The sequence below is a fragment of the Pseudomonas sp. P2S-1 genome (assembly GCF_057197725.1).
This window is the reverse complement of the sequence record NZ_CM170068.1, coordinates 3,381,084-3,393,080: the sequence shown is the minus strand read 5'-3', so window position 1 is coordinate 3,393,080 and position 11,997 is coordinate 3,381,084. Positions and strand designations below refer to the sequence as shown.

Genomic DNA, 11,997 nt, shown 5'->3' with positions numbered 1-11,997 from the left:
CAATGGCGCGCAGGGTATTCGTAGGCTTTGAAGCGGTCGCGGCGATGGTGCCGACCGAAGGTGGCTACTACGCCGCAATCGCGGTGAAGGGCCTGGGCGCCGTGGGCGCGCCGACCTTCCACAAGGTGCTGGACGGCCAGGTGTTCAAGACCGCCATGGCCGCCGACGACGCCGCAAGCGCCGAGCTCGAGCGCCTGCAGGGCGTCACTGCGGACGCCGAACTGGTCTGGTAAACAGGTCTCAGAGCGGGCGGCGCATCTTGAACAGGTTGCCCAGCTCGAAATAATCCGCAGGTCCCCCGCCACGCAGGATCGGCTCGGCGGCGGCGGTATCGTAGATACCGTCCTTGAGCAGATGCTCGGCGATATGTACCGCCACCACCTCGCCCAGGATCAGCCAGCTTGGCACCGGTTCCTGGTCGGCGCGCGTGAGCTGGATGATCTGGCTCACCTTGCACTCGAACGACACCGGGCTCTCCTGCACCCGTGGCACCGCAATCACGCGGGAGGCCACCGGGGTCAGGTGGCTCAGGGCGAACTCGTCGACTTCCGGCGCCACGGCGGCGCAGCTCTGGTTCATCGCCTCGGCCAGCGGGCGGGTGGCCAGGTTCCAGGCGAACTCGCCGGTCTGCTCGATATTGTTCAGGCTGTCTTTGCGCCCGACGCTGCTGAAACCGATGATCGGCGGGATGTAGTTGAAGGCGTTGAAGAAGCTGTAGGGCGCGAGGTTCAGGTTGCCTGCGGCGTCCTGGGAGGAGATCCAGCCGATCGGGCGCGGGCCGACGATGGCGTTGAACGGATCGTGGGGCAGGCCGTGGCCTTTGCTGGGTTCGTAGTAGTACATCGGGCGGGCCTTGTGGGCGGGGACACGGGAAGAAGGTCCTAGTGTGCCAAGAGTCTCGGGCCCTGAAAACGATTAAGCCCGGCCGAAGCCGGGCTGTGGAAGGTGAGGCTTCAGGTCTTAGCTGAAGCGATGGGCCTGGGTGCGGTCGAAACCGTCGGCGGCGAATTTGGCGCCGTTGGTGCGATCGAAGCCGTCTTCGGCGAATTTGGCGCCGTGGGTGCGATCGAAGCCGTCTTCGGCGAATTTGGCGCCGTGGGTGCGATCGAAGCCGTCTTCAACGAATTTGGCAGCGCCGGTGCGATCGAAACCATCCTCGGCGACAGCGGCCGCGTGGGCTTGCGGGTGGCTGAAGTTGTGGCTGCCGGTGCGGTCGAAGCCGTCGGCGGCAAAGGCGTTGGCGGTCAGTACAGAGAAGGCCAGGGTCAGGATCAGTTTGCTTTTCATGGTGGTTGCTCCGGGGTAGTGAGTTGGGTTGCTTGTTTCTATGGGTTTAATGCTATGCCGATTAATTTGATTAAAAAGCGCAAAAAATCGGCCATAAAGATCAGTTAAATCGATTTATTGGCGTGCGCAGATCTCCTGTAGGAGCTGGCTTGCCTGCGATGGACCGCGCAGCGGTCCCAAAACCTGCCACCCCATGCCTCGGTAGAGCGCTGTTCAACCAGGCGCAGTGAATTTCAAATCGCCGTATGGCTGGAGCTCGTGCGGGATGGTTTCAGGACCGCTGCGCGGTCCATCGCAGGCAAGCCAGCTCCTACAGAGGGGCGGTGTCGACGGGTAGAAAAATGAAAGAATTTTCACCCACGCATTTTTCATTTTTCACCCACGCATTTTTCATCGCTCCCTGCGCAATCTCCGCGGCACTTGACCCTGGAGCGACCCCCACAATGAATAAACTCCCGCACATCACCCTGGCGTTCTGGATCATGAAGATCTGCGCCACCACACTCGGGGAAACCGCCGGTGACCTGCTGTCGATGACCCTCAACGTCGGTTACGCGCTGAGCTCGGTGATCCTGATCAGCCTGTTCCTCGCCACGCTGCTGGCGCAGCTGGTCTCGCGCAAATACCACCCGGCGCTGTACTGGCTGGTGATCCTCTCCACCAGCACTGCCGGCACCACCATGTCCGACTTCATGGACCGTACCCTGGGCCTTGGCTACGCCACCGGCTCGGCGATCCTGATCGGCATCCTCGCGCTGACTTTCGCCCTGTGGCGCCTGAGCGGCAACACCCTCAACGTCAACCACATCAGCAGCCGGCGCGGCGAGATCTTCTACTGGGTGGCGATCCTGTTCTCCAACACCCTCGGCACGGCCCTGGGCGACTACCTGGCGGACGATTCGGGGTTGGGCTTCGCGGGCGGTGCGCTGCTGATCGGCTCGGCGATCTGCCTGGTGGTGATTGCGCGCTACGTGACCCGGATCTCCCCGGTTGTGCTGTTCTGGATCGCCTTCGTCCTGACCCGGCCGTTCGGCGCGACCCTGGGGGACTTCCTGACCAAACCGTATGAAAAAGGCGGGCTGGATTTCGGCACCGTGGGGTCTTCGGCGGTGCTGGGCGGGGTGTTGCTGGTGATGGTGGGGATGGCGTATTACTTCAATGCCCGGCGGACCCAACAGGCTGAGGTGGCGCGGATATCCTGATTTCTTCCGAGCTTTAAGCTGCAAGCTTCAAGCGGCAAGAAAAAAGCGGTCCGTGTTGGCACCGCTTTTTCTTGTGGCTTGAAGCTTGGGGCTTGCAGCTGTCAGTCAGTCACAATCCGCGAATGCTTCTGCGTGTCCTTCATGAACACATACACCAGCAGCGAGCAGGCGATGCAGGCGGTGACGTACCAGTAGTAACCGGTTTCCATGCCCGCGCTCTTGAACCACAGCGCCACATACTCAGCAGTACCGCCGAAGATCGACACGGTCAGCGCATACGGCAGGCCCACGCCCAGTGCACGGATCTCGGTAGGGAACAGCTCGGCCTTCACCACGGCGTTGATCGAGGTGTAGCCGCTGACGATGATCAGCGCCGCCATGATCAGGAAGAACGCACCCCACCAGCTTTGCACGGTGTGCAGGGTGGAGAGGATCGGGACGGTGAAGATCGTGCCGAGCACACCGAAGGCGATCAGGATCGGACGCCGGCCGATCTTGTCGGACAGCGCGCCGATCACCGGCTGCAAGCACATGAACAGGAACAGGGTGGCCGCCGAGATCATGGTCGAGTCGGTGATGCTCATGCCCACCGTGTTGACCAGGTACTTCTGCATGTAGGTGGTGTAGGTGTAGAAGGCCAGGGTGCCGCCCATGGTCAGGCCGACCACGGTGGCGAGTTCCTTCGGATGGCGCAGCAGGGTGCGCATCAGGCTTTCCTTGGCTTTCGGCTTTTCCTTCTTGGTGAAGGACTCGGTCTCTTCCATGCCGCGACGCAGGTACAGCGCAACCACCGCGCACAGCGCGCCGATCACGAAGGGTACGCGCCAGCCCCAGGCGTAGAGCTGTTCGGTGGTCAGGGTCTGTTGCAGGACGATCAGCACGGCGAGGGCGATGAGCTGGCCGGAGATCAGGGTCACGTACTGGAAGCTGGAGAAGAAGCCGCGACGTTCCTTGGTCGCCATCTCGCTGAGGTAGGTGGCCGAGGTGCCGTATTCGCCACCCACCGACAGGCCCTGCATCAGGCGGGCGATGACCAGCAGGATCGGTGCGGCGACGCCGATGGTTTCATAGCCCGGGGTCAGGGCGATGACCAGGGAACCGAAGCACATCAGCAGGACCGAAGCCATCAACGCCGCCTTGCGCCCTTTGCGGTCGGCGTACAGGCCCATCAGCCAGCCACCGATCGGGCGCATCAGGAAGCCCACGGCGAAGATCGCGGCGGTGTTGAGCAGTTGTGCGGTGGTATCGCCGGCGGGGAAGAAGGCCTTGGCGAAGTACAGGGAGAATGCGGCGTAGACGTACCAGTCGTACCACTCGACCATGTTGCCGACGGAGCCGCTGAAGATCGACTTGAGGCGACTGGAGGTGGTCTTGGGCGCAGCCGTGGCAGCGGCCGCCCCGGCAGGCAGGGTGGAAGTGTTATCCATTGGACGGAACCTTCATGTTGTTTTTGTGGGGGCGCGGTGGAGCGCGGCCTGCGGGGGCTATAGCAGGAGGTGTGCCAGGGGAACCGGTGTGGCCCCAATCGCTGGCAAGCCAGCTCCCACAGGTCCTGTGTCAGGCCCGTATTCCGCGGCTTGCAGAGAATCCTGTGGGAGCTGGCTTGCCAGCGATGAGGCCAGCCCAGGCAACAACAATGAAGGGAGGGTGAGCGGATTTCCGCTTATCAAATGTAGGAAGCAAGCGGAATTCCGCTCAGGGCCTGTCGAGAAAATCCTCCCGCACCAACCCATGCCGCTGCATCTTCTCGTTCAGGGTCCGCCGCGGTATTTGCAGCTCTTCCATCACCGCCTTGATCTCGCCCTTGTGCCGGCGCAGCGAGGTCTTCAGGCAGTTGGCCTCGAACGCCTCGCTCTGCGCCGCCAGCGACGAATCCGCCGCCACCTGCGGCGCCGCCGGATCGCTCAGGCCCATGGCATGACGTTCTGCCGCATTGGCCAGTTCGCGTACGTTGCCCGGCCAGTCATGCCCCAGTAACTGCCCCAACTGGGCGATGCTCAACGGCGGCGCCGTGCGCCCGATGCGCTCGGCGGCATGCCGGGCGAAATGTTCGAACAACAGGGGAATGTCCTCGCGCCGCTCGCGCAGCGGCGCCAGGCGCAGCTCGGCAATATTCAGCCGATACACCAGGTCCTCGCGAAAACGCCCGGCGCGGGCTTCTTCGAGCAGATCCGGCTTGGTCGCGGCAATGATCCGCAGGTCAACCTTGATGCTCTGGTTGGCCCCCAGTCGCTCCAGCTTCTGCTCCTGGATCACCCGCAGCAACTTGGCCTGCTGGGCCAGGGGCATGCTCTCGATCTCATCGAGAAACACCGTGCCGCCATTGGCGTATTCCAGCTTGCCGATGCGCTTGCCCTGGGCCCCGGTAAAGGCGCCGCTCTCATGCCCGAACAGCTCGGCCTCGAACAGATGCTCGGGAATCGCCGCGCAGTTCAGCGCCACGAACGGTTTGTCCGCCCGCGGCCCGAAATCATGCAGGCAGCGGGCGACCTGCTCCTTGCCGCTGCCGGTCTCGCCCCGGATCAGCACGTTCACCGGCAGCCCCGCCAGCTCCAGCACCTGGCGACGCAACTGCTGCATGCCCTGGGTCATGCCGAGCAGGCTGGCTTCGAGGCGGGTCTTGAGATCGGCCTGTTCATGCAGGCGACGGTTATCCAGGACCAGCCGGCGCTTCTCCAGTGCCCGGTGCAGGCTGCCTATCAGGGCTTCCGGGCTGAAGGGCTTTTCCAGGAAGTCGTAGGCGCCGTTGCGCATGGCTTCCACGGCCATCGGCACATCGCCGTGGCCGGTGAGCAGGATCACCGGCAGGTCGGCATCGCGGGCTTGCAGCTCACCCAGCAGGTGCAGGCCATCCATGCCCGGCATGCGCACATCGCTGAGGATCACCCCGGGGAAGTGCGGCGGCAATTGCGCCAGGCAGTCCTCGGCACGGCTGAACAGCTGCACCTGGAAGCCCGACAGGCCCAGCCACTGCTCGACCGCCGTGCGGATGCTGGCTTCATCGTCGACGACAATCACCGAATTCAACATACAGGCTCCGGATCACGGGGAAGGGTAAAGCTGAACCGCGCACCGCCCGGCTGGTTGTCCACCACCAGGCGGCTGCCGGCCTCGTGGATGATGCCATAGGAAATCGCCAGGCCCAGCCCCAGCCCTTCGCCCACCGGCTTGGTGGTGAAGAACGGGTCGAAGACATTGCCCAGGTGCTCCGGGGCGATGCCGCCGCCGCTGTCGAGCACGCTCAGGCGCCAGCCGTCGGCCTCGCTGTCGATGCGGATTTCCAGGCGGCGGAAGCCCTTGTCGAGCATGGCGTCGAGGGCGTTGTGCAGCAGGTTGATCAGCACCTGTTCCAGGCGGATGGCATCGCCGCGCACCCAGGCCGGCCGTGCCAGGTAAAGCGCGGTGCTGACGCCCTCGGCACGAATCCGCGTATCCAGCAGTTGCAGGGCGTGGTCCACCACCGTGGCCAGGTCCAGCCGTTCGCGCAGGCCGCTGGGGCTGTTGCGGGCGAAGGTCTTCAGGTGGCCGGTGAGCGAGGCCATGCGCGTGAGCATCTGTTCCAGCGGCAGCAGGGCCTGGCGCGCGTCGTCGATGCGGTCGTGGTCCAGCAGCAGGCGCAGGGTCGCCAGTTGCATGCGCTGGGCGGTCAGCGGCTGGTTCAGCTCGTGGGCGAGGGCAGCGGACATCTGCCCCAGCGCCGCCAGCTTGGTCGATTGCACCAGGCCTTCCTGGGCGGTGCGCAGGTCGCGGGTGCGTTCTTCCACCAGTTGCTTCAATTCTTCGCGGCTGCGCTGGCGCAGGCGGGCCAGGCGCAGACGCTGGCTGACGAAGAGCACGGCGAACACCAGGCTCAGCCACACCGCCGCCGCGGCCAGCGCTGCATTGCGCCCGTCATTGCCGGTCTGCGGCTGGCGCAGCAGGTGCAGGGTCCAGCCGTCGCTGAGCAGCGGCAAGCTCTCCCACAGGTAGTCCACCGGGCCTTGCGGGCCCTGGACGCGGACCAGGTTGCTGTTGTCGTCGAAGCGTTCCAGCACCTGGCGTTGCAGGGGGACCAAGGCCTGCTTGTCGTACTGGCGGGTCTGCTCCAGCTCGTTGAAATCATGGGCCGACAGGGTATTCAGCTTGCGATAGCGCCAGCCCTCCTGGTTGGCGATGAAGATGATCCCGCGTGAATCGCTGACCAGCACCACATCGTTGCCCTGGCGCCACTCGCGCTCCAGTTCGGGAAACTCCAGCTTGACCACCATGGCGCCGAGAAAGCCCTGCTGTTCGTCGGTCACCGCGCTGGACAGGAAGTAGCCGGGAATCCCGCTGGTCACGCCCACCGCATAGAAACGCCCGGTGCCCTGGCTGCGGGTCTGTTTGAAGTACGGGCGAAAACCGTAGTTGTGCCCGACATAGGTGGTCGGCAACTGCCAGTTGCTGGCCGCCACGGCCAGCCCGCTGCGGTCGAGCAGTTCCAGGGTCGAGGAGTTGGCCGCGCCGTTGATGCGCTCCAGCTTGCGGTTGAGATGGTCCTGTGTCGCCCCTTCGACCGGGCCGCGCAGGGCGCTGATCAGTTCGGGATCGAGGGCCAGCACCGCCGGCAGGGCGCGGTAGCGTTCGATCAGGGTATGCAGCGAATTGGCGTACAGCCCGAGTTGCTGGCTGGCCCGTCCGGCGTCCTCGATCATTGCCTGCTGCTCGGCATGTTGCCGGGCCCAGGCGGCGGCGATCAGGGTGCCGGCGGCGATCACCAGGACGATCAGGCCCAGGCGCAAGGTGCGAAATGAAAGGGACATGGAGAAGCCATCCGGGCGATGGGGAAGGCCGCGCGGCGCTTCCCCTTGGGCAGGGCGCTTACAGCAGCTCGAAGCTCTGCTGCTGCACCGACTCGGAATCCAGGCCGACCTGCACGTTGAACTCGCCCGCTTCGGCGGCGTACTTCAACTGGCTGTTGTAGAACTTCAGGTCGTCCTCGCTGATGCGGAAGGTCACCGTGCGTTCTTCACCCGCCTTGAGCAGGATCTTCTGGAAGTTCTTCAGTTCCTTGACCGGCCGGCTCATCGACGCGGCAACGTCCTGCACGTACAGCTGGACCACGGTCTCGCCGTCACGCTTGCCGGTGTTCTTCACCTTGACGCTGGCTTCCAGGCTGGCGCCTTTCTTCAGGGGCTTGCCCGACAGGGTCAGCGGCGACACCGAGAAGTCGGTGTAGCTCAGGCCATAGCCGAACGGGTACAGCGGGCCATTCGGCTCCTCGAAGTACTGCGAGGTGTAGTTGCCCGGCTTGCCCGGGGTGAACGGCCGGCCGATGCGCATATGGTTGTAGTACATCGGGATCTGGCCGACGGAGCGCGGGAAGGTGATCGGCAGCTTGCCCGACGGGTTGTAGTCGCCGAACAGCACGTCGGCGATGGCGTTGCCGCCCTCGGTGCCGGAGAACCAGGTCTCGAGGATGGCGTCGGCCTGCTCGCGTTCCCAGCCGATCGACAGCGGACGGCCGTTCATCAGCACCAGCACCAGCGGCTTGCCGGTGGCCTTCAGGGCCTTGATCAGATCACGCTGCACCGCCGGGATTTCCAGGGTGGTGCGGCTGGACGACTCGTGGGACATGCCACGGGATTCGCCGACCACGGCCACCACCACATCGGCGCCCTCTGCGGCCTTGACCGCTTCGTCGATCAGCACCGCGGCCGGACGCGGGTCGTTGACGATTTCCGGGGCATCGAAGTTGAGGAAGTTCAGGTAGTCGAACATCGCCTTGTCGCCAGTGATGTTCGAGCCCTTGGCGTAGACCAGCTTCGCCTTGTCGCCGATGGCGCGGCGCAGGCCTTCGCGGACGGTCACCGAATGCACCGGCTTACCGTCGGCGGCCCAGCTGCCCATCATGTCGATCGGCGCATCGGCCAGCGGGCCGACCAGGGCGATGGTCCCGCTCTTCTTCAGCGGCAGGGTCTGCGCGCGGTTTTCCAGGAGGACCAGGCCACGGCGGGCCACGTCGCGGGCGGCCTCGCGGTGCAGGCGCGCATCGGCGTAGTAGTCCGGGACATCGTCCGCGGCCTTGCCGATGCGCACGTACGGATCCTTGAACAGGCCCATGTCGTACTTGGCGCCCAGCACTTCACGCACGGCCTGGTCCAGCTCGGCCTGGCTGACTTCGCCGGACTTGAGCAGGCCCGGCAGCTCTTCGCCGTACAGGGTGTCGTTCATGCTCATGTCGATGCCGGCCTTGATCGCCAGCTTCGCCGCCTCACGACCGTCGCGGGCCACGCCGTGGCGGATCAGTTCCTGGATCGCGCCGTGGTCGCTGATGGTCACGCCATCGAAGCCCCACTCCTTGCGCAGCAGGTCGTTCATCAGCCAGGTGTTGGAGGTGGCCGGCACGCCGTTGATCGAGTTCAGCGCCACCATCACCCCGCCGGCACCGGCGTCGATGGCCGCGCGGTAGGGCGGCAGGTAGTCGTTGTACATCTTCGGCAGGCTCATATCGACCGTGTTGTAGTCGCGCCCGCCTTCCACCGCGCCGTACAGGGCGAAGTGCTTGACGATGGCCATGATGCTGTCGTGCTCGGCCGGGCTCTTGCCCTGGAACGACTCGACCATCACCTTGCCGATCTTCGAGGTCAGGTAGGTGTCTTCGCCGAAGCCTTCGCTGGTGCGGCCCCAGCGCGGGTCACGGGCGATGTCGACCATGGGCGCGAAGGTCATGTCCAGGGAATCGGCGGCGGCTTCGACGGCCGAGGTGCGGCCGACCTTGGCGATGGCCTGCATGTCCCAGGACGAGGCCATGCCCAGGCCGATCGGGAAGATGGTGCGGTTGCCGTGGATGGTGTCGTAGGCGAAGAACATCGGGATCTTCAGGCGGCTGCGCATGGCGGCGTCCTGCATCGGCCGGTTCTCCGGGGCGGTGCGCGAGTTGAAGGTACCGCCGATACGGCCGGCGGCGATTTCCTCGCGGATCTTCTCCCGGGGCATTTCCGGGCCGATGGAGATCAGGCGCAACTGGCCGATCTTCTCGTCCTGGGTCATCTGGCCCAGCAGGTTGTCGACGAAGGCCTTCTTCGCCTGCAAGTGCGCGGCGGCGGCGGAGGTATCGGCCAGGGCGACCTGACTGGCCAGGCTGACGAGCAGGCCCAGCAAACACAGTTTCTTCATGAATTCTGTTCTCGTGGCTCACACCGGTACTCACGGGCGGTACCGGCCAGCCGAAATTGGGGGAGCGGCTATTGTTGTAGTCTACTGGGGCACGTTTTTAGCTGGTTGAACCCGTACACGCCAGCAGCGGTCACGGATTATGCCTCAAGTACAGCGGCAAACGGATAAACAAGGAGCTTCACACGATGGTTGCAATCACCCGTGGCAAAAACTGGGTGCTGATCCTGCTCGCCAGCCTGCTGGCCGGCTGCGGCATCAACAACATTCCCAGCTACGACGAGCAAGTGAAGGCCGCCTGGGGCCAGGTGCAGAACCAGTACCAGCGGCGTGCCGACCTGATTCCCAACCTGGTGGAGACCGTGAAGGGCTATGCCAGACATGAGCAGGACACCCTTACGGCGGTGATCGAGGCGCGGGCCAAGGCCACCTCGATCCAGGTGGACGCGAAAACCCTCGATGATCCGGAAAAGCTCAAGCAGTTCCAGGCGGCCCAGACCCAACTGACCGGCGCCTTGAGCCGGCTGATGGTGGTGGCCGAGCAGTACCCCAACCTCAAGGCCGACCAGAACTTCCTGGCCTTGCAGTCCCAGCTCGAAGGCACGGAAAACCGCATTGCCGTGGCGCGCAAGGACTTCATCGCGGCGGTGCAGAAGTACAACACCGAGATCCGCACTTTCCCCGGGCGCATCTGGCACAGCCTGATGTACAGCGACCTGCCGCTGCGTGAAAGCTTCGAGGCCACCAGCGCCAATGCCGACAAAGCGCCTGAAGTGAAATTCTGATGCGCGGGTTCAAGGCCCTGATGCTGCTGGCGCTGATGCTGGCAGCGCTGGTGGTGCGTGCCGAGGTGACCTTCCCGCCGCTCAGTGGCCGGGTGGTGGACGACGCCAACCTGCTTGACGCCCACACCCGGGCGCAGCTGACGCAGATGCTCGAAGCCCATGAACAGGCCACGGGCGAGCAGGTGGTGGTGGTGACCCTGCCGGACCTGCAGGGCCTGCCCATCGAGGATTATGGCTACCAGCTCGGCCGGCACTGGGGCATCGGCCAGAAGGGCAAGGACAACGGCGCCCTGCTGATCGTCGCGCCGCAGCAGCGCAAGGTGCGGATCGAGGTGGGTTATGGCCTGGAAGGGCTGCTCACCGATGCGCAGAGTTCGGTGATCATCAACCGCATCATTCTTCCGGCGTTCAAGCGCGGAGAAATGAGCCAGGGGATCGTCCAGGGCAGTGCGGCGATCCTCCAGGTGCTTGGCGGCAATCCGCTGGCGCAGCCGTCCCGGGTCAGCTCCGCCGAGGGCGATAACGGGCCGCCGCCGTTGTGGATGATCGGCTTGTTCATATTGCTGGTCGTGGTGGTGCTTTATCTTCAGGGCCTCGGCGGCGGCGGCGGCCGACGGGGTGGGCCGGGCGGCGGATTCGGTGGTGGGTTTGGCGGGTTGGGAGGTGGTCGCGGCGGTGGCGGCGGCTTTGGTGGAGGCGGTGGCAGCTTCGGCGGCGGCGGCTCCTCCGGTAGTTGGTAATTCACTATCTCCCAGACCCTGGAAAACCCTGTGGGAGCTGGCTTGCCAGCGATAGGGCCCTCACAGACACCATCATTGCCCCTGCTGGCCTCATCGCTGGCAAGCCAGCTCCCACAGGGTTCTGTGGTGAGGCTGAAACTGTTCAAAGGAAGTTCCATGGCACTACTCAACGAATTCCAGCAACGCCAGGTCGCCGAGGCCATCACCGCGGTCGAGCGCGACACCGATGCCGAACTGGTCACCGTCCTCGCCCGCAGCGCCGACGACTATGCCTATGTCCCGCTGGTCTGGGCCAGCCTGCTGGCGCTGTTGCTACCGGGGTTGTTCTACTACCTCACCGGCTGGTTCAGCGCCCACGGCCTGCTGCTCACCCAATGGCTGACCTTCATCGTGCTGGTCCTGATCCTGCGCCTGCCGGTGTTCACCAGCCGCCTGGTACCGCGCCGGGTTCGCCAGTGGCGGGCGTCCAACCTCGCCCGGCGGCAGTTCCTCGAACAGAACCTGCACCACACTGCCGGCCGCACCGGGGTGCTGATCTTCGTCTGCGAGGCCGAGCGCTACGTCGAGATCCTGGTGGACGACGGCATCGCCGCACGCCTGGAGAACCACGTCTGGGACGCCATCGTCGCCACCTTCACCGCCCAGGTTCGCGGCGGGCAGACCCTCGAAGGTTTCCTCACCTGCATCGGCGCCTGCGGTGAACTGCTCAAGGCCCACGTACCGGCCACCAGCCAGCGCAACGAACTGCCCAACCGCCTGGTCCTGCTGAATTGACGCGCTGATCGAAAACCTGTGCGCTGGCCGGGCATCCACGTAAAATGCCCGGCATTGAACCCTAGGCACCCCATT

Annotated in this window: 11 protein-coding genes; 5 read left to right on the top strand and 6 right to left on the bottom strand. The window is 64.6% G+C overall.

What is annotated here, in order from left to right; genetic code table 11:
• Positions 1-2 precede the first annotated feature (2 nt).
• The gene (locus AC2CQI_RS14940) at positions 3-233 is read left to right on the top strand and encodes a hypothetical protein (RefSeq protein ID WP_075801413.1); all 231 of its coding nucleotides are present in this window, start codon (positions 3-5) and stop codon (positions 231-233) included.
• Between the two features lie 7 nt (positions 234-240).
• Here AC2CQI_RS14940 and AC2CQI_RS14935 read toward each other — a convergent pair whose 3' ends face one another.
• Both AC2CQI_RS14935 and AC2CQI_RS14930 read right to left on the bottom strand, forming a co-directional pair.
• On the bottom strand, positions 241-843 hold the full coding sequence (locus AC2CQI_RS14935; protein WP_484577170.1) for a flavin reductase family protein: 603 nt from the start codon (positions 841-843) through the stop codon (positions 241-243).
• Positions 844-960: 117 nt separating this feature from the next.
• Entirely contained in the window at positions 961-1,287 is a 327-nt protein-coding gene (locus AC2CQI_RS14930; RefSeq protein ID WP_484577169.1) for a hypothetical protein, read from the bottom strand.
• A gap of 443 nt (positions 1,288-1,730) precedes the next feature.
• Here AC2CQI_RS14930 and AC2CQI_RS14925 point away from each other — a divergent pair, with 443 nt between their 5' ends.
• Positions 1,731-2,489, top strand: a complete 759-nt coding sequence (locus AC2CQI_RS14925) for a COG4705 family protein (protein ID WP_484577168.1) — start codon at positions 1,731-1,733, stop codon at positions 2,487-2,489.
• A gap of 101 nt (positions 2,490-2,590) precedes the next feature.
• Here AC2CQI_RS14925 and AC2CQI_RS14920 read toward each other — a convergent pair whose 3' ends face one another.
• The 4 genes from AC2CQI_RS14920 to bglX all read right to left on the bottom strand — a co-directional run bounded on the left by AC2CQI_RS14920 (position 2,591) and on the right by bglX (position 9,626).
• Complete coding sequence (locus AC2CQI_RS14920) at positions 2,591-3,916, bottom strand: MFS transporter (RefSeq protein WP_075801409.1); 1,326 nt, start codon at positions 3,914-3,916, stop codon at positions 2,591-2,593.
• A 268-nt stretch (positions 3,917-4,184) separates the two neighbouring features.
• On the bottom strand, positions 4,185-5,519 hold the full coding sequence (locus tag AC2CQI_RS14915; protein WP_484577167.1) for a sigma-54-dependent transcriptional regulator: 1,335 nt from the start codon (positions 5,517-5,519) through the stop codon (positions 4,185-4,187).
• Positions 5,513-7,270 (bottom strand): ATP-binding protein, encoded by a 1,758-nt coding sequence (locus AC2CQI_RS14910; protein ID WP_484577166.1) that lies wholly within the window; start codon positions 7,268-7,270, stop codon positions 5,513-5,515. Before AC2CQI_RS14910 ends, AC2CQI_RS14915 begins: the two co-directional genes overlap by 7 nt.
• Before the next feature lie 58 nt (positions 7,271-7,328).
• On the bottom strand, positions 7,329-9,626 hold the full coding sequence (gene bglX, locus AC2CQI_RS14905) for a beta-glucosidase BglX (RefSeq protein ID WP_484577165.1): 2,298 nt from the start codon (positions 9,624-9,626) through the stop codon (positions 7,329-7,331).
• 185 nt (positions 9,627-9,811) lie between these two features.
• Here bglX and AC2CQI_RS14900 point away from each other — a divergent pair, with 185 nt between their 5' ends.
• From AC2CQI_RS14900 to AC2CQI_RS14890, 3 genes are all read left to right on the top strand, one after another.
• A complete protein-coding gene (locus AC2CQI_RS14900; protein ID WP_484577164.1) occupies positions 9,812-10,408 on the top strand; it encodes a LemA family protein in 597 nt (198 codons plus the stop codon).
• A complete protein-coding gene (locus AC2CQI_RS14895) occupies positions 10,408-11,148 on the top strand; it encodes a TPM domain-containing protein (RefSeq protein ID WP_484577163.1) in 741 nt (246 codons plus the stop codon). Before AC2CQI_RS14900 ends, AC2CQI_RS14895 begins: the two co-directional genes overlap by 1 nt.
• A 156-nt stretch (positions 11,149-11,304) precedes the next feature.
• Entirely contained in the window at positions 11,305-11,922 is a 618-nt protein-coding gene (locus tag AC2CQI_RS14890; protein ID WP_484577162.1) for a TPM domain-containing protein, read from the top strand.
• Positions 11,923-11,997: the final 75 nt, after the last annotated feature.